Source organism: Parapedobacter composti, from assembly GCF_900112315.1.
Lineage (GTDB): Bacteria > Bacteroidota > Bacteroidia > Sphingobacteriales > Sphingobacteriaceae > Parapedobacter > Parapedobacter composti.
This window is the reverse complement of sequence record NZ_FOLL01000001.1, coordinates 575,577-598,188: the sequence shown is the minus strand read 5'-3', so window position 1 is coordinate 598,188 and position 22,612 is coordinate 575,577. Positions and strand designations below refer to the sequence as shown.

Here is a 22,612-nt window from a genome sequence, read left to right as displayed (position 1 = left end):
TACGTTCATTTCCGTCCAAAGGTACAGTCGCGACGTTACCTTGGCGATGCGCAGGATCAATGCAAAAGGTGACAGTGGTCACTTCCGGTGTCTGAAATAACTTCCTGAGATATAAGGCTTCGGATTACTGTTTGATATTCCGGAGCCGGTGGATGGATAAAATCCGGATGGCATTCCCTTCCTTGGCAATCAGCCGTTCGTCTTTGAAGTCGGACAACATGCGGCTGATGGTTTCATTGGCGGTACCCGCCAGCGAAGCCAAATCATCGCGTGATATCCGGATGACGCATTCATCGCTCACAGCCGAATCTAATGTTTTTTCGGCCACATGGACAAGCGCATTCGCTACCCGCTTGCGAACGGAATCATAGGCAAAAGCCAGCAACTGGGTTTGCTTTCCGCGGATATTGCCCGAGAGCCATGCGATAAACTTATTGGCTATGCCAGGTTTGCGGTACAGCAATTCAAAAAAATTCTCCTTTTCAACCAGCGCCAATTCAGTGTCTTCCAGGGCTTCGGCGTTGTCGGTATATGGTTGTTGTAGCAATACTGCACCGTAGCCGAAAAACGAGTCGGGCACATGGATGTCCGTAGACAATTCGCGTCCATCCGGGTAATTCAGGAATCGCCGTACCTTTCCCTTTCTGATGTAATAAACATATAGTGGATTGTCGCCCTCTTCGTAAACCGTTTGCTTTTTTCGGTATGATTTCACCCTTGCGTGTTGTACCAACTCCTTCAGCAGCACCTCCTGTTCTTCATCGCTCAGGTGGGCGCTTCGCCGCCCACGCTCGACGCCATCAAGCTGTTTCCGTTTCTTTAAGCGGGTATCGATGGCGTTAAGCAGTTCCACCTCATCAAACGGCTTGGTCAGGTAATCATCCGCTCCCATTTCCATCGCCTTCCGCATATCAGCACGTTCGGCTTTGGCAGTAAGGAAAATAAACGGGATAGCCGCCGTATCCCGATGCCTCGAAAGCATATACAACACCCCGTAACCATCCAATTCCGGCATCATAATATCGCACAATATGACGTCAGGACGATGCTTTATCGCCATATCTACACCAGTCTTCCCCTCGGATGCGGTATACACGCGGTATCCGGTCAGTTCGAGAATCTCCCTGGTTCCTTCCCGGATATCGTCATTGTCTTCGATAATCAATACGGCGGTCTGCTGGGTGGTCATGTTTACGTTTCGTTATCACGGAATACCAATGTAAAGATTGTTCCCTTATCCTGTTCACTCTGGCAGCTCACCGTTCCCCCCATCAAAGTAACATACCGTTTTACAATGTTGAGTCCCAAGCCTGTACCGGGAATATTCCCCGTATTGTGGGCCCGGAAAAACGGTTCGAACAACTGCTTTTGATCGCCGGCCGGTATCCCGATACCATCGTCCTTTACCACAACCGTGCACGTATCCCCATTGATTTCCGTATTGAATTCAATGAAGGTGTTTTCACCGGAATACTTTATAGCGTTGGAGATCAGATTGATGATGCAATTTTTCAGCAAGTTACCATCCAGGATAAACGTGCCGGTCGATCCCGTGTGCTGGTATACAATATGCTGGTTTGCCTTGCAAACCAGCTGCATTTCTTCGGCAATTTCCTCTGCGAGTTCCACCAGGTTGATGGGCTCTTTACGCACCGACACCTTACCGGCCTCCAGCCGCTCAAGCGACAGAAAATCGTTCAGGATACTGGTGAGCAACTGCACTGAATTCTTGATCCGACCGGTGTGTTTAAGCACATTATCCCGATCGGGCTTCTCGATATATTTTTCAATAAGCGACGCGGAAAGTTGCACCGCGCTGAGCGGCGTGCGGAACTCGTGCGACGCCATGGAAACGAAGCGCGACTTCAATTGGCTAAGCTCTTTCTCTTTTTCCAACGACAGGCTCACCTCAGACTTGGCCTTTTCCAGTTCAGACACCAGCTTAATCAAATCCTTCGTCCGGTTGCTTACCGTAACTTCCAGCTCTTCCATATGGCGGAGCAGCTTTTCCTCCGCTTCCTTTTCCTTGGTCAGATCATGCACAAAGCCTGTGAACGCCAATTTATCATCATAAAACACTTCACTTACCGCCAACCGGAAAGGGAACGTACTGCCGTCTTTCCTTCGCCCCCTCACCTCACGGCCAATACCGATTATTTTTTTTCTGCCCGTCCTGAGGTAATTTTCGATATATGAATCGTGATTGCTGCGATCCGGCTCGGGCATCAAGATGGAGATATTCTCACCGATAACCTCATCAGCCGTATACCCGAAAAGCTGCAAAGCCGCCGGGTTTATGGATTCGACAATGCCATTACGGTCAATGGTAATAATACCATCGATCGCATTGTCGATAATGGCTTTCAGTAATTTGGCGGTATCCACTACCCTTTAACCAATTTTTTATATTTGATTCGCTTCGGTGTCACATCGCCCAGGCGTTTCTTCCGGTTTTCTTCGTATTCGGTATAGTTGCCTTCAAAAAAATACACCTGTGAATCCCCTTCAAATGCCAGGATATGTGTACAGATGCGGTCGAGGAACCACCGGTCGTGCGAGATGATTACTGCACATCCTCCGAAGTTTTCCAATCCTTCTTCCAGCGCCCTCAGCGTATTCACGTCAATGTCGTTCGTCGGCTCGTCGAGCAGCAGCACGTTGGCACCTTTTTTCAGCGTGATAGCCAGATGGACGCGGTTTCGCTCACCGCCGGACAGCACACCTACCTTTTTTTGCTGATCGGCCCCGTTGAAGTTGAATTTGGATACGTAGGCACGGGAATTGAGTAACCTATTGCCCAATTGGATATTCTCGTTCCCACCGGTGATGTTTTCCCATACGGTCTTTTCCGCATCCAAATCGTCATGCATTTGGTCTACATATCCCAGCGCAACGGTTTCACCCACGCGGAATGTGCCGTTGTCGGGTTGCTCCTGCCCCGTAATGAGCCTGAAGAGCGTGGTTTTGCCGGCACCGTTCGGGCCGATAATTCCCACGATACCTGCCGGCGGCAAGGAGAAGCTCAGGTTTTCAAACAGGATCTTATCACCGTATGCTTTGGTCACGTCGTGCGCTTCTATGACCACGTTGCCTAAGCGCGGCCCCGGCGGGATAAACAGTTCCAGCTTCTCTTCCCGCTCCTTGGTCTCCTCTGAAGCCAGCTTCTCGTAGTTATGCAAACGGGCTTTGGACTTAGCATGACGGGCTTTGGGCGCCATGCGCACCCATTCCAGTTCTCGTTCAAGCGTCTTTTGCCGCTTGCTTTCGGATTTTTCTTCCTGTGCTAACCGCTTGGCCTTCTGATCGAGCCACGAAGAATAATTGCCCTTCCATGGAATCCCTTCTCCGCGATCGAGCTCCAGAATCCATCCGGCAACATTATCAAGGAAATACCGGTCGTGCGTCACCGCGATTACCGTACCCTTGTACTGCTGAAGGTGCTGCTCCAACCAATCGATTGATTCTGCATCCAGGTGGTTGGTGGGTTCGTCCAGCAAGAGCACATCCGGCTCTTTCAGCAATAACCGACACAATGCCACCCTCCGGCGCTCCCCTCCTGACAAAGTGGCTACTTTGCGGTCCGGCTCAGGGCAGCGCAATGCATCCATGGCCCGTTCGAGTTTGGTATCTATTTCCCATGCCCCTGACGCGTCAATCTTATCCTGCAGTTCCCCTTGACGGGCCAGTAGCTTATCCATCTCATCGGGGTTTTCATATACTTCCGGTAAGCCGAATTTTTCGTTGATTTCCTCGTATTCCTTCAGGAGCGCGGCGATTTCCGCTACCCCTTCTTCCACCACTTCACGCACCGTTTTTCCGGCATCCAACTCGGGTTCCTGCGCCAGGTAGCCCACGCTGTAGCCTGGCGAAAAAACCACCTCCCCTTGGTAAGATTTGTCTAAACCCGCGATAATCTTCAGCAGCGATGATTTACCGGAGCCGTTCAAGCCGATGACACCGATTTTGGCGCCATAGAAAAACGAAAGATAGATGTTTTTGAGGACCTGTTTCTGGGGCGGGTAGATTTTGCTAACCCCCGCCATGGAGAATATGATTTTTTCGTCAGCCATGCTTAGTTTTTTAGAGCGTGCGAGCCGGGCAAAAATAACGATATTAAACCAACATACCAACTTTAGCAAGCGCTTGGCCGCTCTTGAAATTAATTGGGGTACAGTCACAATCATGCAACAAACCTTTCATGAGAACTGACAAAATGTTATATTTGTGTGTGTGGCTCAATTGTTGATAAAAGTTACACAAATAGTAAGGGCATAAGCGATAATTTTTTATACATTTATCGCATCCTAGCAGATAACAAGAAGAAAGAAAGGTAGAATTCATGGAAGCAAAATTTTCGCCTCGCGTAAAGGATGTGATTTCATACAGCAGAGAAGAAGCCATCAGGTTGAAGCACGACTATATCGGCACAGAACACTTGTTGCTGGGCCTTATCCGTGAAGGAGACGGCATGGCCATCAAGATATTGAAGCAAGCAGGAATTGACACTACGGAACTCCGTAAGTCCATAGAAGATGCCGTTAAGGGATCATCGATGTCCCGCGCGCCGATAGGCAACATGCCATTAACCAAACAAGCTGAAAAGGTACTGAAAATCACTTATCTTGAAGCCAAAATCTTCAAGAGTGATGTTATTGGTACCGAACACCTGCTGTTGTCCATCTTACGCGATGAAGACAACATTGCATCGCAGATATTGCAGCAATACGACATTAATTACGATGTATTCAAGGCCGACGTGGAGCAGCACAAGGCCGGTATTACGGATCAAGCCTCAGGCTCGACCGCGGGTGACGATGATTTCAAAGAGGACGATCATTTCAGCCAACCGAAGAAAGTTTCGGACATCAAATCCAAAACCCCGGTATTGGACAATTTCGGCCGGGATCTGACCAAGGCTGCCGAAGAAGGGCGGTTGGACCCCATTGTAGGCCGGGAAAAGGAAATCGAGCGGGTATCGCAAATCCTTTCGCGCCGGAAGAAAAACAACCCGATACTTATCGGTGAACCGGGCGTAGGAAAATCGGCCATAGCCGAAGGCTTAGCGCTGCGCATCGTACAACGTAAAGTTTCCCGTGTGCTGTTCAACAAACGTGTGGTAACGCTTGATTTGGCATCGCTCGTTGCTGGCACGAAATACCGGGGCCAATTTGAGGAACGGATGAAAGCCGTCATGAACGAGCTGGAGAAATCGCCGGACGTGATCCTGTTCATCGATGAAATCCACACCATCGTGGGTGCCGGCGGTGCATCGGGTTCACTTGATGCGTCCAACATGTTTAAACCGGCCCTGGCACGTGGAGAAATCCAATGCATTGGTGCCACCACGCTTGACGAATATCGTCAGTATATCGAAAAAGACGGCGCACTCGATCGCCGGTTCCAGAAAGTGATGATTGAACCGGCTTCGCACGATGAAACAATAGAAATCCTTAACCGCATCAAGGAGAAGTACGAGGAACACCATAACGTGAACTATACGCCGGAAGCCATTGAGGCGTGCGTCACATTGACCACACGTTACATTACCGACCGTTTCCTGCCGGATAAGGCCATCGATGCCCTGGATGAAGCTGGATCGCGCGTACATCTCACCAACATCCACGTACCGCAAAGTATCATCGATATTGAGCAGAAGATAGAAGAAATCAAAATCGAGAAAAACAAGGTGGTGCGCAGCCAGAAGTATGAAGAAGCCGCCAAATTACGCGACACGGAGAAACGCCTGCTGGAAGAACTGGAACACGAAAAAACAGCTTGGGAAGCCGAAACCAAAACCAAGCGGTATACGGTAACCGAAGACAATGTGGCCGAGGTAGTGTCTATGATGACGGGCATTCCTGTACAGCGTGTTGGACAATCTGACAGCCAAAAGCTACTGACGATGGGTGAATCGATGAAAGGGCGCATTATCGGACAGGATGAGGCTGTTAAAAAACTGGTTAAGGCCATACAACGCACCCGGGCAGGGTTGAAAGATCCCAAGAAGCCCATTGGGTCCTTTATCTTCTTGGGGCCCACCGGTGTCGGTAAGACCGAACTGGCCAAGGAGCTGGCCCGCTTCATGTTTGACAGCGAGGATTCGCTCATTCAGATTGACATGAGTGAATACATGGAGAAATTCGCCATTTCACGGCTCGTAGGCGCGCCTCCGGGATACGTGGGCTACGAAGAAGGCGGACAACTGACGGAGAAAGTCCGGCGTAAGCCGTATTCCGTGGTGTTGCTTGATGAGATTGAGAAGGCGCATCCGGATGTATTCAATCTCCTGTTACAGGTTCTCGACGAAGGCCAGCTTACGGACAGCCTCGGTCGGCGGGTAGACTTCCGGAATACCATCCTGATCATGACCTCCAACATCGGTGCACGCCAACTGAAGGATTTCGGCCAAGGTGTGGGCTTCGCCACATCGGCCAAGCTTGAGCAAGCCGAGTCGCACTCGCGCAGCGTTATCGAAAATGCGCTGAAACGCGCGTTCGCCCCCGAATTCCTCAACCGCATCGACGATGTGATAGTGTTCAATTCACTGGACAAAGAACATATCTTCAAGATTATCGACATCGAGCTGAAATCGCTATTCACCCGCATAGATGCATTGGGATACGGCATTAAGCTGACGGAGGCCGCGAAAGAGTTCATAGCAGAGAAAGGCTTTGATAGCAATTTCGGTGCCCGTCCGTTGAAGCGGGCCATCCAGAAGTACCTGGAAGACCCCATCGCTGAGGAGATCCTCAAGGGAGTGGTCACTGAAGGTAATACGCTGGAAGTTGACTACGACAAAGCCAAGGGTGAAATCGTGGTCAACGTGCAGGACGGGGACGGTGGTTCGTCACGGCCTTCTGATTTGGCCGAAGAAAAGAAAGACGAATAACGGCATCGCCTACGGCGGCAACCAAATGTTCAGTAACGTACATAGATAGGAGGTGTCCTGAAAAAGGACGCCTTCTTTTGTTTTAATGGCTGTCAGCCACCCCGTTTTCACCGGGCGTGCCGGATCCACTTGAAACCGGCCGGGAGCGGCTGCCGCACCTACGGGTGCCCCGATGCTTCCCCATAGCAAACTTAACCGTTGCTTACCGTAAACATACCGCAGGCCTACCTGTTGTTTACCCCGAAGGTAGACGAATGGTAAGGATTTGGTAAGGAAACGGTAAGGAAACGGTAAGGAAATGGTAAGGAAATGGTAAGGAAATGGTATACAAGAGGTAAGCCTGTGGTATGGAAGAGGTAAGGAAATGATATAGAAATGGTATAGAAATAGTACAAAAAAGGTAACCTGGAAGCCGCGGGATACTGATACGGGGGGATTTTTTATTGTAACATTTTCTTGGTGCAATTATTGTACTAAACCATTCTGTGCTATGCGTTGTCATACCATAAAAGGAATAGGCAACTGAATTATTTACTAAAGCAACCGCGTATGAAAAAGTACCTTACCCCGGTCGTTGGATTCATAGTAATCCTCGGCGTGTCTTCCTGTAGAAAAACCGAAGTTATCGAGAATTATTATCCCAACCCCAACAAATCGTTTGTTTACGAAAGGGCAGCAAATGAGTGGAATACCGATGGATCACAGATTTGGCTGGAATTGAATCTACCGGAACTTGACAGCTACTTCATGAACCAGGGCGGTGTGCAGATTTCCATGAGTCAGGACGACGAAAGCACGTACGACATCTTGCCCGCCACCTTTGACCAAATTGCTTATTCCGTAAACTATAGGGTAGGCAGGATCACCATTTACGGGCAGGACCCACTGGCCGACCCAGGTGTATCGATTACGCCACCCGATTATGTATTCATCAAGATTGTATTGATGGAAACTGATTATATCGAATAGTTACGAACTACACCATAAAAAAGCGGCCTAATGCCGCTTTTTTATGGAATAGCTTTTTTCCGCGCTACCTTTCCCCCATCCCAGTAATAACAGCTTCGCTAACGCCCGTAAAGGAAAATCCTCCGTCATGGAAGAGATTCTGCATGGTAACCATCTTCGTCAGATCCGAAAACAACGTCACGGTATAATCCGCGCACTGATCGGCCGTGGCATTACCCAGCGGCGACATCTTTTCGGCATATGAAATGAAATCACCGAAACCTTTTACGCCGGAACCGGCCGTGGTCTGCGTGGGCGACTGGCTGATGGTGTTTACCCTCACCTTCTTCTTCACACCGTATTGGTAGCCGAAGTTGCGGGCAATGCTCTCCAGCAACGCTTTGGCATCGGCCATGTCGTTATAGTCGGGAAATACACGTTGTGCGGCAATGTAAGTGAGCGCAACAACAGAGCCCCATTCATTGATGGCGTCTTTCTTCATCGCCGTCGCCAGCACACGGTGCAGGCTGATGGCAGAGATATCAAACGCTTTGTGCATAAAATCATAGTTATTTTCCGTGTAGTGGATGCCTTTGCGCACATTTAGACTCATTCCCACGGAGTGCAGGATAAAATCAATTCCTCCACCGAAATGCTCCAACGTCTGGTCAAATAGTTTTTCAATATCCTCGTTGCTGGTCACATCCGCCGGAATCACCGGTGCATTGTTACATTCCTCGGCCAGCTGCCGGATGGTCCCCATACGTAGCGCCACGGGCGCGTTGGTAAGCACGATTTCTGCCCCTTCTGCTACACAGCGTTGCGCGGTTTTCCAAGCTATGGATTTGTTATCCAGTGCGCCGAAGATGATTCCCTTTTTTCCTTTCAGTAGGTTATGCGACATAGTTTATCAGTTTGTCAATAAAAATTGGGTAAAAATAACGTTTTTTTCCTGACATCAGCGTCCGCCTAATAATTCCGCGGCATGCTGCAAAGCGGTTTCGCCAGGATTGGCCCCGCTGAGCATCTGTGCCAATTCAACTACCCGCTCTTCATTCGTCAGTTGAGCAATATTGGTTACCGTCTTATCGGCTGATTCTATTTTATATACCTTAAAATGAGCATTCCCTTTTGAAGCAATCTGCGGAAGGTGCGTAATGGCGATCACCTGCATGTGCTGCGCCAGTCGCTCCATGATTTCGGCCACCTTCAGAGCTACCTCTCCGGAAATTCCGGTATCGATCTCATCAAAGATAATTGTTGGCAGCGCCGATGTCTTGGCTATCAATGACTTGATAGCCATCATCAGCCGTGAAAGTTCCCCACCAGAGGCCACCTTTCCTACGGGCTGCGGCTCCATGCCCTTGTTGGCGGAAAACAAAAATTCCACTTTATCCTGTCCGCTTTCGCGCAGGGCCGAATCGCCAAGCCTGCTTATCTGTATACGAAGCGTGCTGTGGGGCATCCCCACTTCGCGTAATGTTCCAGCCACCTGATCTTCCACCTGCTGTACTACAGCGTGCCTGCTATCACTGAGCTGGGCAGCCAGTTCCAATGTCTCGGTTTTCAACCGTTCCGCCTCGGCCTCCAGCCGTTGGATTTCCGCTTCGTTGGATGATTGCGCCTCCAGCTTCGCTTTCAACAGCTCCCGCAGGTCAATCAGCGCTTCCACGCCATCCACCCGATGTTTCTGTTGAAGCGCATAAAGCAGGCTTAGCCGCTCACTGATTTCCTGCAGGCGGACTTCATCTAATACCACCGACTGCTCGATACGGCTTACTTCTTCGGCCAAATCCTTCAATTCAATAAAACAGCTTTCCAGCCGTTGGGCCTGCGGTTCCATGGCCGGCATAAAACGTTCAGCGTGCTGTATGTGATGCAGGGCCTCCTTGAGCAGTGCCGTGGCATTGATTTCCTGATCTCGCAGCGCATAAACCGCCCCATACAGGCTGCGCTTAATCTCTTCGGCATGTTCAAGCTGTTGCTGCTCAGCTTCCAGCCGGGCCTGCTCGTCCGCTTCAAGATTAGCTTTAGCCAGTTCATCATATAGATACTGTTGGTAATCGGCTTCCGTATTGGCTTGTTGGGCTTCAGCTTTCATGGCCGACAGACGGGTCACCAGCCTGTTATACGCATGGTATTTTTCCGCGTAGCGTTCCCGCACCTGCCGGTTCCGGGCCACGCTATCCAACGTCAATAACTGGAACGCCTCCGTATTCAGCTGAAGCGTGGCATGTTGGGAATGGATATCGATCAGTTTCTCGGCCAACGCTTTCAGCACTTGGAGGGTTACCGGTGTGTCATTGACAAATGCCCGTGACTTGCCATCCACGCTGATTTCACGACGCATGATGGTCTCCCGTTCGTAATCCAAATCATACTGCCGGAAAAACCCGTCCAGTTCATAGTTTGACACGTCGAAGTAACCTTCGATAACGCACTTCTTGTCCTGATTGAAGAAATAGCGGTTTTCCACCCGCTGGCCGAGAATGAGTGATAGCCCCCCCATGATGATGGATTTACCGGCACCGGTTTCTCCGGTAAGAATATTCAAGCCATTATCGAAATGGATATCCAGGGAATCGATCAATGCATAATTTCGGATGGACAGGCGGGTCAACATAAGTAATTACTATCTGCTATTACGTAAACGCTCGTATTTACCTGCATTGGCCGGATCTACTTCAGCAAGTATATTATAAGCCTGGACGCGTTCCTGCGGTCCCATACCGCTGAATACGCCAACGAGCTCATCGGATTTCGCCGTAAAGAAAACCTGGTTGAATACGGCTCCCTGCGCCAGTCTATCCACCTTCTGCAACAGGGGCAGTAAATCCAGCATCATTTTACGGGCCTGCTGGGCATTCTCTGCCATGGTATCCAGCCCTTTCATGGAAAAACTATATAAAAAATCACGTATTGGCTGATAACGGCGATCAAGCAAGTTGTTTACCAGCCAAAACCGGTTATTCAGCTCCTCCATGGATCGCCAACCGCTGAATCCCGTGTTCTGGGCATAATTCACAATATTCTGCGCCGCGGTATAAAACGGGGTGCCGCCATTGTGCTCAAAAGTATCGGCATCCAATCCCACAATGATATATGCATAAAAAGCCAACAGGGAAGTCAGGTTATTCATATATTGCTGGTCTGAATAATCCATCAGTTGCCCTTCGGTGTAGCTGAAGTTAAAATGCTGGTCCGAAATACTCAATACCGGGCTGTTGTAGGTTGTGTTGAAAACAGGCCTGGTGGAGACAATCTGCGCCTGCGCCGTGAAGTTGGACGACCCGTCCCATGCATTGATGGTAATTACGAAGCTGCAATCAATACGCTCCTCCGGCCGCACCTGATTGGCACTCCACGAACGATTGTTGAGAAAGTCGGATATGGCTTTCCGCAGTACATCCAGCGCCCGTTTGTTGGTATTCTGCACCTGCGGTGAAAGGATTTCCACCCGTGCATTCAGGTCCTGGCCCATTACACAGCATGTGGCAGTCATCACAAACATGATAAGCAAAAATCGCTTAACCAGCATATATACCAAGATTATTTTATGGCCAAAGATAGGCATATTTCTATGAATACTTACGCCATTGTTTTAAGTTTGCACCATGCAGGATTACAGTGCACAATTGCGTAAATACATGCCAGCCGCAGCCGCGCCTATTATCTCCCGCTGGATCAATGACAGCCGATGCGTGTTCCGCATAAGCAGGGGCCGATCTTCGAAATTCGGGGATTACCGGCCGCCCCAGAACGGGCATGGCCACCGTATTTCCGTAAACCACAACCTGAATCCCTTTGCTTTTCTGATCACTTCGGTACATGAGTTTGCGCACCTGAAGACCTGGAACGCCTACAAAAACCGTGTAAAACCTCATGGTGAAGAATGGAAGGCCAATTTCAGGCAGCTTATGCAACCGTTTATCCGGTCAGGCGTGTTTCCGGATGACGTCCAAGTCGCTATTGTAAAATACATGGATAATCCAGCGGCCTCCAGCTGTACTGATCTGCACCTGTTCCGGGTGCTAAGGCAATACGACACCGGCCCGGAAAAGACACATACGGTGGAGCAGCTCCCCCCTAACACCTATTTTGCCCTGAAAAACGGCAGGGTTTTCCAGAAAATGGAGAAAATTAGAAAACGGTACCGCTGCATCGAGGTCAAGACCCAGCGGCTGTACCTGTTCAGCCCCATAGCCGAAGTAATCGTGCTAAAAGAGCAGGCATTATCTTAATATTTTCCGTATTTTAGCCCATATTTTATGCAGATGCGAAGAGACAAATTACCTATACTATATTAACAACTTGACAGCTTAACTACAACAACTATGTACACGGGAATCAAACACCTGCACTCCACACTGGCTTATGTATTATTGGCCGGATTGATCATTTCTATCCTTTACGTGCTGTTCGCATATCTGCAAAAACGGCCGTATAACCGCAAGATGGCGTTGTTGGGACTGATATGTGCGCACCTGCAGTTTCTGGTAGGTATCATCACCTATTTTGTTTCGCCCTATGGGTACGGAAATATTTCGGGAGAGGCCATGAAAGACAGCATCGCCCGCCTGTATTTCCTTGAACATCCGTTAATTATGCTGATAGCTGTTGTGCTCATTACTGTCGGGTATTCCAGAGCCAAACGTTTGGACACACCCGCTAAGCAGAATGCCAGCGTATTGGTATTCTATGCCATCGGACTGATACTGGTCCTATCGCGTATCCCATGGCATGTGTGGCCGAGGTGGTAAAAAAACATTGGATTTAATAATAATTTGGCTAACTTTATCCTACTGTGTAAAGTAGCCAAATTATTCACTTAAAATCCCAGGGCTTATGAAGTCGGTAAAACACATCCTCGACAACAAACCCGCCGCCGTCCATTCGGTTACACCAAACACTTCCGTATTTGACGGCTTGAACATCATGATGGAAAGGAACATCAGTGCGCTCCTGATTATTGAAGACGACCTGTTGCAGGGCATTTTCACCGAGCGGGATTATGCACGTAAGATAATCCTTCAGGGCAAATCATCCAGGGATACTCCAATGCATGAAGTGATGACAACGCATCCGCAAACCATTACGTTACAGGAATCTATGGATCGCTGTATGCAATTAATGACCGAGAATCACTTCCGGCATTTGCCCGTAGTTGACGGCTCCCGCGTTGTAGGAATGGTTTCCATTGGTGATCTCGTGAAGCATATCATTGAAGATCAACAACAGACGATCAGTCAACTGGAAAGCTACATCAACAGTTAGGGTATCACATAAGGCCTGATAATAGCCTCCCAGAGGTCATAACCCGCCGCATTGAGATGCAACCGATCTTCGGCAAAAAAACCGTTATCGGGCTTGCCGTCTTTTCCCATCAGTACGGTACCCATATCGATATATTCGCCATTCTCCTGATCGCCCAGAAAACGCTCGATGAGCTGGTTTGCTTTGACGAACGAATCGGTCAATTTTAACCGCCGGTTACTAGGCTTGATGGAAAGGAAGTACACCCGTACATCAGGATTGGCGCGAAGCAGAAGCTTGTATAACTGCTCAAATGTTGCAGCCACTTCTTCAGGTGACTTACCGTTGGCTATATCATTTTCACCGGCATACACGAAAACTTTATTTGCCTTGTAAGGGTATACGACCGAATCCATATAAAATTCCACGACATCGGCCAGCTGGCACCCACCTAACCCCCTTCTGATTATGTTTGCTCCGGCAAACCGCCGTTCTAAATCCACCCATCTCCGGATAGAAGAACTGCCGATAAACAGCGTTCCGCCCGGTTCGGGGGGCGCCTTGCGATCAATATCACGAAAAACAATTACTTGGTTTTCAAAAGGATAACGTTCCTGTTGTTGTGCGGCAAGCGGCGGTAGCTGGCAGCCCAGCAGCAGCAGTACTATTAGGGTTTTAAAGTTATGCATGGTTATTCACGCTGTTAGCAGCGGTAAAGATAAAAAAAGCCCGGCATTGAAACCGGGTGTTGCCTATATTGAAAAGCTGCTACAGCAGCACTATTTCATGATGCGGAACACTACGCGGAATACAATAAACCAGCCCACCGCAAGCAAAATATTGGATATGGCAGAAAGCAGCACGGAATCATCGATGAAACGGACAAACGTTCCGGCCATTCCGATGGCAACTGCAACGGCCAGCGTAACGTAATAATGCGTTTTGTTGGCATTGTTATCTGTTTTCCTCGCAGGTGTTTTTTCTAAAGTAGTAGCCATATACGTTTCATTTTGGAGCCAAAAATACAAAAATAATAAAGGCTTATGCAAACAAATCGCACAAAATCCCTTCCTACCGCTATATGCAGGCGGCTAATACCAGCACACCAAGCAGCCCCACCACCGATACGATGGTTTCCATGAGCGACCACGACAAGATAGTATCCCGTACGCTCAGGCCAAAATATTCCTTAAACATCCAGAATCCGGTATCATTGACATGCGAAAACATGAGCGAGCCGGCTCCGGTAGCCAACACCATCAGTTCAGCGCTCGTATGGGTGGCATTTATTAAGGGAAGGGCAATTCCCGCGGCCATCAATCCGGCTACTGTGGCAGATCCGAGTACTACCCGGATGGCCGCCGCAATAGCCCAGACCAACACCAGCGGCGAAAGTGGCAATTCGCCGGCCCACGCGGCGATGGCGTTGCCTACCCCGCTATCCACCAGCACCTCCTTAAACGCACCGGCAGCACCTATGATAAATAAGATCATCGCGATACCACGGATGGCCTCTTCCGCACTGGCCATGATAGCCTTCATTGACTTTCCCCGCGCAATGCCCATCGTATACACCGCTACAAACACGGCAACCAGCAATGCCACAACCGGGTGGCCCACGAGTGACACGATGGACAGCCAGATAGCATCCGGCGGCAGCAATCCGGACAAGAATGACGCTAAGGCAATGAGCAGGACGGGCAGCAATCCCGTGAATAAGCTAACCCAAAAGCTGGGCATGCTATCGGGCGGCAAAATCTCTATTTCCATGAACTGTGCTGGCGGATTAGGCCGGATATGCGTCAATGTACGCGAAAAAAACACTCCACCCAGAATGATGGCCGGTATCGCAACAATAACCCCATAAATAAGCGTCAATCCCATATCGGCTTGATAAAGTGTACCAATAGCCGAGGGCCCGGGGTGCGGCGGCAAATAGCCATGCGTTACTGACAGCGCGGCTAACATCGGCAGGCCCACATAAATAAGCGGTAAACGGGTCTGCACAGCTATGGCAAAAACGAACGGCACCAGAATAACGAAGCCCACGTTGTAAAAAATAGGAATACCCACAGCAAATCCCACAGCTACAGTAGCCCATTGAACATTTTTTACACCGAAAGTCTGGATTAACCCGGTGGATATCCGGTGTACACCACCACCGTCGGCTATGAGTTTGCCCAATACGGCCCCGAAACCCAGAATCATGGATAGCGGGCCCAATGTTCCGCCCATTCCCTTTTCAATGGAACCTATTACATCCGTAAACGCCATGCCCTGCGCCATACCTATTGCCAACGATGAAATAAGCAGCGAAAAGAAGGGATTGACCTTTAATACCATAATCAGCAGTAACAGCAGCAGTACGCCACCGGCAACGATAAGAATGGGCATCATCTCTTCTATTTTAATTTAATAAAACATGGCTTTAACGCTGTCGTACAATCGTTGGAATGTACCGAAATTGGCCATATAAGCCTCATGCGCGGCAGCATCTGGACGGAAAACTGCACCCACGGGAGAAACACGAAGATAATCATCGAAATCGGTCATGTTTCCAAGCGCCTTGCAGGCTACCAACCAAGCGCCCTTGGCGGCGCCTTCCACCGTCTGTTGCACATATACTTCTTTATTGAACACATCTGCCAGCAGTTGCACCCACCACACGGATCGAGCGAACCCGCCATTGGCGTGGATAGCATTAATAGGACCTCCGGTTTCTTCCAGCACGCGGCCTACGCTATAAAGGCTGTACACAATCCCCTCAAAAACCGCCCGCGTAAAGTGGGCTTTGCGATGATGCATCTGCACGCCGAAAAACATCCCCTTTGCGGCTGCGTTCCAATGGGGCGCACGTTCACCCGCGAGATACGGCAGAAATACCAATCCTCCGGCCCCGGCGGCCACACCAGCGGCTTCTTCGGCCAATAACCGGTATGCCTCTTCTTCCGAAGCATGGGCAAGGCCGAAATTGTCCTTGTACCACCGCAAAACCACCCCACCGCTGTTAATGGCACCCCCCGAAACAAAACGCGTTCTGGTAAGCACATAGCAAAATGTACGGGCCATTTTATCGGTTTTTGGCGAGGTTGTGGACATCCGAATGGCCCCGCTCGTTCCGATAGTCACCACCGCGTCACCCGCACGAACCGCTTGCGCGCCCAAATTGGCCAGGCAGCCATCGCTTCCGCCCACAACAAAAGGCGTGTCTGCCGGGATGTGCAACTGCGCCGCTTGCTCCGTATCCAGCCCCGAAAGTGTATAGGTAATGGGCACCGGTTCCGAAAGCTGCTCGCAGGAAATCCCGGCCAGTTCCAACGCCGGCACGTGCCAGTCAAACGTATGGATATTGAACAGCCCCGTGGCCGATGCAAGCGATTCGTCAATCACGTAACGCCCGAACAACCTGAAAAACACATACTCTTTGACGGATATGAATTTATGAGCAGCCTCAAATACCCCGGGAAGACTTTCACGCATCCACAACAGCTTACATAAAGGTGACATGGGGTGTATGGGTGTCCCCGTTTTCCGGTAAATGTCAAGACCTTCATCTGTTGCCTTCAGGCCGTCCGCAAAGGATTCGCTCCGCGTATCTGCCCACGTGATACAGTTGGTCAACGGTTGATGCCTCCCATCAACCGCAATAAGGCCATGCATGGCACTACTGAAGCTCACCGCCAACAGCCGACTCCCCGAAATGGCAGCTATTACGGACCTTGCCACAACGGACACAGATTCCATGACCGCGGCATACAACACCTCCGGCTCCTGTTCGAAGTACCCCGATTGCGGGTTAAGCAGGGGATAGCCGACATAGTGGCTACCGATAATATCGCCCCCGCCGTCAAACGCTACAGCCTTTGTGCCAGAAGTACCAATATCCACGCCTATGATGTAATCCATTGGAATAGCTCTAATTGGAAAAGTGCGTTAGCATGTGCACTACCCACAAATATAGAAAAATGCAGAACTTTTGCGTTTTTTCTTTAACATTGCACGTCCAAACAACCTCCTTAGGTATGCAAAAAGTCCTTTACCTGCTGGTTAGTCTCCTATCGCCTGCGCTGCTACTGGCACAGCCCGACCATATTATCAATCACTTTATCGTTAAGGAAAACCTCATCAAAAACGGCAAATTAGCCATCATCGCCACCGATGCCGAGGAAAACCCCATGGAATCGGTTTCGGGCACCTACCAGTTTACCATTAACGGCTTTCAGCAGGAGCTGAAGTTCAATGAAGGAGTTGCCGTAACGCCCAACCCCATCGAAACTTCGGCATTCGTATTCATCAAACACAGAAACCAGCAGGGTTCCCACGGCCGGTTGTATTTCATATGGAAGACGGCCGATGGGCTTAACCCCATTGCCATCAGTTGGTATTATCTGATACTGATACCTGCCGTTATTTTATTGGTGGCTTACCTTTTCAAACGGCTGATGGTGCTGGCCATCTTGGTTTTAGTAGGGCTGTTTATTTTCAATTATAGCAAAGGACTGGATTTGGAGAGTATCTTTGAGACCATTGTTCACGGTATCAAGTCGCTGGCCAACCGTTAAAACGGCATACCGATACCGAAATTGTACTGGATAAAATTATAGCGATCCGGAGCGTTGGTTACCCGGTACTGTTCCTTGAATTCACGGCTGTTGAACAATTCGGAGATGACCCACTGCTTGGCCCCGTTAAACTGCGGATCGCGCACCTTAATGCCAGCATCCAGGCGTACGACGAAATAATCCAGGTCGAACCGCAACCCTGCCCCCGCCCCTATGGCTATTTGTCCGAGAAATTTATCGAACCTGAACTCGCCGCCAGGATTCAGCTCGTTTTCCCGGATGCGCCAGATATTACCGAAATCAGCAAATGACGCCGCCTTCAGTTTCGCACCAAAAACATCGTTTAGGAGTTTGAACCGGTATTCGATATTCCCTTCGAGTTTTATTTCACCCAATTGGTCAAGATTCCGTAAGTTAAGGCGCAGACCGGGATCCACCACCTCCCGGTTATAATTGCCCGGCCCCAATGTACGGGCCTGCCAAGCCCTGATGCCGTTCATCCCGCCACCATAAAAACTTTTTTCAAAAATAAGGAGGCTGGAGTTATTTCCATAAGGGACGGCAATTCCCGGGTTGAGGCGGATAACAAGCTGCCTGTTGCCGCCGAAATACCTATACAGGCGGATATCCGTTTCTAATTTGGCGTATTGCAGGTAAGGAACGCCCAAAAACTCCTTCTCGCCGTCCTCGTTCTGCTTGAAGTTAATCACCTGGCTGGCAAGACCAAGCAAGTTCCCGCTCAAATCCAATGCGCCGCGGAAATACATGAAATCCGCCAATTGGGTTAACCGTGGAGCATTCACTGTATACGCATACTGCGACCCCAGTCCGAAATAAGCCCGGTTATTGCTTCTCACGTAAAGCAGGAACCCCTGATCGATAAGCCGCTGGGCAAAATCGGCGTTCAGCTGACCATAGCGGTATTCCAGTACCAGGGGTGTCAGGCTATGCTGTTTAAAGCGGGTGTCGTACCAATGATACGAAATGGTATTGCTGAAATACCTGTTGGAATACGTACGGTGCTGATCAAATGATTGCAGGTTTGAAGAAAAAACCGTCCGCGACAAACCATTCCGGCCCGTGGGCGATACCGCAAAGGGCGTAATCAGCCGCGGCACCGTGATATTGACCCCCACCTGGAAATCGTTATTAAACACCCGGCTAAACAGATTGCCAGACAACCGCGAGTCAAACAACACGCCGTAACGAAGCTTTACCTCCAGCTGTTCCAGCCCTCCAAACAGATTGCGGTGTGTAAAGGTGTTTCCGATATTGAACCCGCTCATTCCCGCGTTGAACATATATTCACCCTCAATCTGATTACCCATATAGGGGCGCGGGATCAGCTCGTAATGCATATTCAGGCGGGCAGAATCCGGCTTGGTATAGGTGACTTTAACGCTTCGGAATCCGTTTAACTCATACAGCCGGTCATAAGTAAGGTTTTCCATCGTTACGTTATAGATGTCACCTTGTTTATGGAAAAGGTAGCGTGCAATGGGATCTGGTTTGAAACGGCCGGTGGCATCTTCAAAGTGAATTCCCCCCGGCAGTAGTTTTTTTTCAGGCGTTGGCAGGTTCAATGCTTGCCGATCATGCCGCACCACCACAAAACTGCTATCGATGGTATGTCTCGTGTGTGCCTCCTGCCCTTCGGGGTTATCCACGATAAGCCGGATGTCGGCCTGGTTATTATTCAGACCTGTATCTACATCCACCCGCATATATTGCCGAAGGTAATCATAATAGCCCCGTTGACGCATCAGGTGGTAAATCAGCTCGCGTTCAGCCACCAGGGAATCCGCGTCATAGCGCACCCCCGGCCGGATGGCCGGATCGCTGCGTTGCCGTTCTGCATACCAGCCGGCCAATTGCGGATCGGCAATATCAACAGCCACGTTACGCAGTAAAAACGGCGCCCCCGGTTCAGCATTAAAAAAAACATGGGCCCGTTTCCCTTTCCGGATGATTCTGCTGTCTACTTTTGCATTGAAATAGCCTTTTGACATCAGGTAGCGGTGGATCTGCTGTGCGGCATAATCTACTACCGCACTGTCCAGCAGATGAGGAGCTTCGCCCACGTTACGGATATTTTGAGTACGGTAACGCCCCTTTTTAGCATTGGCAAGATTATAAACAAATAGATTGATACGGGAATTGGGCCGCATATCAGGCGGTATATACCCCTCTGCTTGTTCCTGGAATTGCGGGTCAATCCCGGTAATTTCGGTTTTTGTGATCAGCGCCTGGTCTTCGCTCAGCAAACGGGTGGAACGGCAAGATGCAGATAATATCAACAAAAGCATTATACTTGCATAAGCAAAAAGATTGTTCCGTTTATCCATTAATAATGCTTTCAAAACCGCAAATCCGTACCGTCACCTCGCTCCAACACAAAAAATTCCGGCGGGAACATGGCTTATTTATCGTCGAAGGTATTAAGTCCGTAACGGAATTTCTCCAGTCCGATTATATCGTGCAACACATTTTTTACACCCCTCAAGCGGCTGCAAAATTGATTAAAATCCCGCAAAATATAAAATCGGATGAGGTTAGTGGCGAAACGTTGGAACGTATCAGCGCCCTGAAAACACCGCAAGGGGTCCTGGCCCTCGTACGTATCCCTTCGTATCCGCCGCTTACCGCGGATGCCCTGCGGAACACGTTCCATCTGATCCTGGACGACATCCAGGATCCCGGTAACTTAGGCACCATCATCCGCACAGCAGAATGGTTCGGCTTTCGCCGGGTCATCTGCTCCCCGAATTGCGTGGATGTTTATAATCCCAAAGTGGTGCAGGCGACCATGGGTTCATTGGCCCGGATAGAGGTACACTATACCGATATTACGGCACTGGTCCGCGATGCTCCCGTACCCGTTTTTGGCACCGTGCTGAACGGCACCCCGCTGTATGAAACGGCGTTCGGCCACGAAGGGCTGATTGTGATGGGCAATGAAGGCAATGGTATCAGTGCAGCAGTACTGAAACACATCCGCCACCCCGTCACCATACCGCGGATAGGTCGTGCCGAATCCCTCAACGTGGCAGTCTCCACCGCAATCGTCTGCGCCGAGCTGGCGAGAAACGGGAAAATGGGAGCAATTTAAAATGATGCAAACGATTTTTATATCGCTTAACAACAAAGCTACAGGAATATTGTATTTTTGTATTCAATGAGTAACACGTATGCATTGATAACCGGAGCAAGCCAAGGCTTGGGAAAAGCCTTCGTTCTGGAATTGGCCAAAAGAAATATCCATACCATATTGGTCAGCCTACCCGGCGAAGGTTTGGAGTTTGTGGCGGCCCAAGTTAAAGCCCTGGGGCTGGAAGCCCATTGCTATGAAACCGACTTAACCCAAAAGGAAAACATCGTCGCCTTGGCGGCATGGGTAAATGAGCGATTCCCCTTATCTATCCTCATCAACAACGCGGGGTGTGGCGGTACCCAGAGCTTCCAGGATGTTAGCGTAGACTACCTCGACCGCATCATCCAACTGAACGTAAAGGCCACCTCGCTCCTTATCCACCAACTGCTGCCCAACCTGCTGGAACGCAGTCAAGCCTACGTGCTGAACGTAGGCAGCGTAGCGGCTTACAGCCCCATAGGCTATAAAACGGTGTATCCGGCCTCGAAAGCATTTATCCACAGTTTCACACGCGGGTTATACCAAGAGTTCGCGGGCACCAATGTGTTTTTCAGCGTGGTCAATCCGGGTCCGATGATGACCAATATGGACTCTTCGGCACGCCTCCAGCAGCAGGGATTTCTTGCCAAGATGGGACTGTTGACGCCGGAACAGGTGGCAGCCATAGCCGTCCGGCAGCTCTTCAAACGCGACACGCTTATCATGCTCAACTGGGTAAACAGGCTAACCTGGGTGTTACTAAAGTTCTTGCCCGTCTATATCCGGTTGCCACTGCTTACCAAAGCCATGAAAAAGGAACTTAAGCGTACCGCATGAACGTCTTAGTTACCGGCGCAAATGGGCTTTTGGCCACCAATACCATCGTCAATCTATTGGCCCGGGGCTATGGAGTAAAGGGACTTATACGCAATGCCAAGAAATTCCTGCTGCCGCCGCACGACAATCTGGAACTGGTACCTGGCGATATTACCGATATGGCATCGCTGGACCGCGCCACAACAGGTTGCGAGTACATTATCCATTGCGCGGCCACAACCGACCAAAACCTGCTCAAGTATGCCGATTATCACCGCATCAATGTAGTCGGCACCGAAAATATCATCCAAGCTGCACTGAAAAATGGCATCAAAAAGATCGTTTATGTCAGTACAGCGAACACTTTCGGTTACGGCACATTGCAACAGCCAGGCAACGAAACCACCCCCATGAGACCGCCATTCAGCAACGCTTGGTATGCCAAAAGCAAATGGGAAGGCGAAAAAAAGGTGCTGGCTGCACAAGACCGGCTGGAAGTAACCGTAGTCAACCCTACCTTCATGATTGGCGCCTATGATGGCAAGCCAAGCTCGGGCGCCATTATACAAATGGGATACGGAAAACGGGTGGTTTTCCATCCACCGGGCGGCAAAAATTTCGTTAACGTATCCGATGCAGCAATCGGTGTCGTAAATGCATTGGAGCAAGGCAGAAATGGCGAAGCCTATCTGCTCGCGGGCGACAACCTGAGCTACCGCGATTTTTTCCGTCTGCTGGGCCGCCAGACAGGGGGGCGCCCTGTCCTTATCACTGTGCCGAAGGCCGTTTTGCTGGCCGCCGGTTACGTGGGCGATCTGCTCCGGGCTGTGGGTGTACGCACCGCTTTGTCGTCGGTCAATATGAAAATACTGTGTGTTAAAAATTATTACTCCAACGACAAAGCCCGGAGCGAACTGGCCATTACCTTTCATCCGATCAGCCAAGGCATCGATAGTGCCGTCAATTGGTTCAGGAAACACCAGATGTTATCGTAGCGCTTCGTACCGCCGTTCT

General features: G+C 49.9%; 20 protein-coding genes. 9 read left to right on the top strand and 11 right to left on the bottom strand.

The features are described from left to right. Positions 1–124 precede the first annotated feature (124 nt). From BM030_RS02210 to ettA, 3 genes are read right to left on the bottom strand one after another with little or no spacing between them, the layout of a single operon-like run. Positions 125–1,189 carry a response regulator gene (locus BM030_RS02210; RefSeq protein ID WP_090970587.1) on the bottom strand — a complete coding sequence of 355 codons (1,065 nt, stop codon included), beginning with the start codon at positions 1,187–1,189 and terminating at the stop codon, positions 125–127. A gap of 2 nt (positions 1,190–1,191) precedes the next feature. Continuing rightward, complete coding sequence (locus tag BM030_RS02205) at positions 1,192–2,385, bottom strand: PAS domain-containing sensor histidine kinase (RefSeq protein WP_090970585.1); 1,194 nt, start codon at positions 2,383–2,385, stop codon at positions 1,192–1,194. Beyond that, on the bottom strand, positions 2,385–4,070 hold the full coding sequence (gene ettA / locus BM030_RS02200; RefSeq protein ID WP_090970583.1) for an energy-dependent translational throttle protein EttA: 1,686 nt from the start codon (positions 4,068–4,070) through the stop codon (positions 2,385–2,387). Before ettA ends, BM030_RS02205 begins: the two co-directional genes overlap by 1 nt. A gap of 269 nt (positions 4,071–4,339) precedes the next feature. On the opposite strand from ettA, the gene BM030_RS02195 reads away from it, so the two are divergent. Both BM030_RS02195 and BM030_RS02185 read left to right on the top strand, forming a co-directional pair. Beyond that, a complete protein-coding gene (locus tag BM030_RS02195) occupies positions 4,340–6,889 on the top strand; it encodes an ATP-dependent Clp protease ATP-binding subunit (protein WP_090970581.1) in 2,550 nt (849 codons plus the stop codon). A gap of 549 nt (positions 6,890–7,438) precedes the next feature. Then, positions 7,439–7,858 carry a hypothetical protein gene (locus BM030_RS02185; protein ID WP_090970575.1) on the top strand — a complete coding sequence of 140 codons (420 nt, stop codon included), beginning with the start codon at positions 7,439–7,441 and terminating at the stop codon, positions 7,856–7,858. 64 nt (positions 7,859–7,922) lie between these two features. Here BM030_RS02185 and BM030_RS02180 read toward each other — a convergent pair whose 3' ends face one another. The 3 genes from BM030_RS02180 to porD are packed head-to-tail and all read right to left on the bottom strand — an operon-like array spanning position 7,923 to position 11,348. After that, entirely contained in the window at positions 7,923–8,741 is an 819-nt protein-coding gene (locus BM030_RS02180; protein WP_090970573.1) for an enoyl-ACP reductase FabI, read from the bottom strand. A gap of 54 nt (positions 8,742–8,795) precedes the next feature. After that, the gene (gene recN / locus BM030_RS02175) at positions 8,796–10,460 is read right to left on the bottom strand and encodes a DNA repair protein RecN (RefSeq protein WP_090970571.1); all 1,665 of its coding nucleotides are present in this window, start codon (positions 10,458–10,460) and stop codon (positions 8,796–8,798) included. Positions 10,461–10,469: 9 nt separating this feature from the next. Next, positions 10,470–11,348: a type IX secretion system protein PorD gene (gene porD / locus BM030_RS02170; RefSeq protein ID WP_090971017.1), complete on the bottom strand. Its 879-nt coding sequence runs from the start codon at positions 11,346–11,348 to the stop codon at positions 10,470–10,472. 103 nt (positions 11,349–11,451) lie between these two features. On the opposite strand from porD, the gene BM030_RS02165 reads away from it, so the two are divergent. The 3 genes from BM030_RS02165 (at position 11,452) to BM030_RS02155 (ending at position 13,111) form a co-directional block, all read left to right on the top strand. Beyond that, positions 11,452–12,078 (top strand): SprT family zinc-dependent metalloprotease, encoded by a 627-nt coding sequence (locus tag BM030_RS02165; RefSeq protein WP_090970568.1) that lies wholly within the window; start codon positions 11,452–11,454, stop codon positions 12,076–12,078. Positions 12,079–12,171: 93 nt separating this feature from the next. Then, positions 12,172–12,597, top strand: coding sequence for a hypothetical protein (locus BM030_RS02160; protein WP_170845606.1), 426 nt, complete (start codon positions 12,172–12,174; stop codon positions 12,595–12,597). A gap of 85 nt (positions 12,598–12,682) precedes the next feature. Continuing rightward, positions 12,683–13,111 (top strand): CBS domain-containing protein, encoded by a 429-nt coding sequence (locus BM030_RS02155; protein WP_090970566.1) that lies wholly within the window; start codon positions 12,683–12,685, stop codon positions 13,109–13,111. Here BM030_RS02155 and BM030_RS02150 read toward each other — a convergent pair. The 4 genes from BM030_RS02150 to BM030_RS02135 form a co-directional block, all read right to left on the bottom strand. Beyond that, complete coding sequence (locus BM030_RS02150; protein WP_090970564.1) at positions 13,108–13,779, bottom strand: GDSL-type esterase/lipase family protein; 672 nt, start codon at positions 13,777–13,779, stop codon at positions 13,108–13,110. The two genes, BM030_RS02155 and BM030_RS02150, sit on opposite strands and share 4 nt — an antisense overlap. Positions 13,780–13,869: 90 nt before the next feature. Then, complete coding sequence (locus BM030_RS02145; RefSeq protein ID WP_090971013.1) at positions 13,870–14,088, bottom strand: hypothetical protein; 219 nt, start codon at positions 14,086–14,088, stop codon at positions 13,870–13,872. A 79-nt stretch (positions 14,089–14,167) separates the two neighbouring features. Next, a complete protein-coding gene (locus BM030_RS02140; RefSeq protein WP_244518611.1) occupies positions 14,168–15,487 on the bottom strand; it encodes a gluconate:H+ symporter in 1,320 nt (439 codons plus the stop codon). A 15-nt stretch (positions 15,488–15,502) separates the two neighbouring features. Next, positions 15,503–16,996 (bottom strand): gluconokinase, encoded by a 1,494-nt coding sequence (locus BM030_RS02135; protein WP_090970562.1) that lies wholly within the window; start codon positions 16,994–16,996, stop codon positions 15,503–15,505. Positions 16,997–17,112: 116 nt separating this feature from the next. On the opposite strand from BM030_RS02135, the gene BM030_RS02130 reads away from it, so the two are divergent. Continuing rightward, the gene (locus tag BM030_RS02130; RefSeq protein WP_090970560.1) at positions 17,113–17,652 is read left to right on the top strand and encodes a hypothetical protein; all 540 of its coding nucleotides are present in this window, start codon (positions 17,113–17,115) and stop codon (positions 17,650–17,652) included. Here BM030_RS02130 and tamL read toward each other — a convergent pair. After that, positions 17,649–19,997 carry a translocation and assembly module lipoprotein TamL gene (tamL, locus tag BM030_RS02125; RefSeq protein WP_090970558.1) on the bottom strand — a complete coding sequence of 783 codons (2,349 nt, stop codon included), beginning with the start codon at positions 19,995–19,997 and terminating at the stop codon, positions 17,649–17,651. The genes BM030_RS02130 and tamL overlap by 4 nt on opposite strands. A gap of 5 nt (positions 19,998–20,002) precedes the next feature. Here tamL and BM030_RS02120 point away from each other — a divergent pair, with 5 nt between their 5' ends. The 3 genes from BM030_RS02120 (at position 20,003) to BM030_RS02110 (ending at position 22,593) form a co-directional block, all read left to right on the top strand. Further along, a complete protein-coding gene (locus BM030_RS02120; RefSeq protein WP_090970556.1) occupies positions 20,003–20,761 on the top strand; it encodes a TrmH family RNA methyltransferase in 759 nt (252 codons plus the stop codon). Positions 20,762–20,827: 66 nt separating this feature from the next. Then, the gene (locus BM030_RS02115; RefSeq protein ID WP_090970554.1) at positions 20,828–21,619 is read left to right on the top strand and encodes an SDR family NAD(P)-dependent oxidoreductase; all 792 of its coding nucleotides are present in this window, start codon (positions 20,828–20,830) and stop codon (positions 21,617–21,619) included. Beyond that, a complete protein-coding gene (locus BM030_RS02110; protein ID WP_090970552.1) occupies positions 21,616–22,593 on the top strand; it encodes an NAD-dependent epimerase/dehydratase family protein in 978 nt (325 codons plus the stop codon). Before BM030_RS02115 ends, BM030_RS02110 begins: the two co-directional genes overlap by 4 nt. Positions 22,594–22,612 lie beyond the last annotated feature (19 nt).

Bases quoted from the DNA above. Each gene is read 5' to 3' on its own strand.
- BM030_RS02210 (WP_090970587.1), bottom strand. From the start codon at position 1,189: ATGACCACCCAGCAGACCGCCGTATTGATTATCGAAGACAATGACGAT.
- ettA (WP_090970583.1), bottom strand. From the start codon at position 4,070: ATGGCTGACGAAAAAATCATATTCTCCATGGCGGGGGTTAGCAAAATC.
- BM030_RS02195 (WP_090970581.1), top strand. From the start codon at position 4,340: ATGGAAGCAAAATTTTCGCCTCGCGTAAAGGATGTGATTTCATACAGC.
- BM030_RS02185 (WP_090970575.1), top strand. From the start codon at position 7,439: ATGAAAAAGTACCTTACCCCGGTCGTTGGATTCATAGTAATCCTCGGC.
- BM030_RS02180 (WP_090970573.1), bottom strand. From the start codon at position 8,741: ATGTCGCATAACCTACTGAAAGGAAAAAAGGGAATCATCTTCGGCGCA.
- recN (WP_090970571.1), bottom strand. From the start codon at position 10,460: ATGTTGACCCGCCTGTCCATCCGAAATTATGCATTGATCGATTCCCTG.
- porD (WP_090971017.1), bottom strand. From the start codon at position 11,348: ATGTTTGTGATGACTGCCACATGCTGTGTAATGGGCCAGGACCTGAAT.
- BM030_RS02165 (WP_090970568.1), top strand. From the start codon at position 11,452: ATGCAGGATTACAGTGCACAATTGCGTAAATACATGCCAGCCGCAGCC.
- BM030_RS02160 (WP_170845606.1), top strand. From the start codon at position 12,172: ATGTACACGGGAATCAAACACCTGCACTCCACACTGGCTTATGTATTA.
- BM030_RS02155 (WP_090970566.1), top strand. From the start codon at position 12,683: ATGAAGTCGGTAAAACACATCCTCGACAACAAACCCGCCGCCGTCCAT.
- BM030_RS02150 (WP_090970564.1), bottom strand. From the start codon at position 13,779: ATGCATAACTTTAAAACCCTAATAGTACTGCTGCTGCTGGGCTGCCAG.
- BM030_RS02145 (WP_090971013.1), bottom strand. From the start codon at position 14,088: ATGGCTACTACTTTAGAAAAAACACCTGCGAGGAAAACAGATAACAAT.
- BM030_RS02140 (WP_244518611.1), bottom strand. From the start codon at position 15,487: ATGATGCCCATTCTTATCGTTGCCGGTGGCGTACTGCTGCTGTTACTG.
- BM030_RS02135 (WP_090970562.1), bottom strand. From the start codon at position 16,996: ATGGATTACATCATAGGCGTGGATATTGGTACTTCTGGCACAAAGGCT.
- BM030_RS02130 (WP_090970560.1), top strand. From the start codon at position 17,113: ATGCAAAAAGTCCTTTACCTGCTGGTTAGTCTCCTATCGCCTGCGCTG.
- tamL (WP_090970558.1), bottom strand. From the start codon at position 19,997: ATGGATAAACGGAACAATCTTTTTGCTTATGCAAGTATAATGCTTTTG.
- BM030_RS02120 (WP_090970556.1), top strand. From the start codon at position 20,003: ATGCTTTCAAAACCGCAAATCCGTACCGTCACCTCGCTCCAACACAAA.
- BM030_RS02115 (WP_090970554.1), top strand. From the start codon at position 20,828: ATGAGTAACACGTATGCATTGATAACCGGAGCAAGCCAAGGCTTGGGA.
- BM030_RS02110 (WP_090970552.1), top strand. From the start codon at position 21,616: ATGAACGTCTTAGTTACCGGCGCAAATGGGCTTTTGGCCACCAATACC.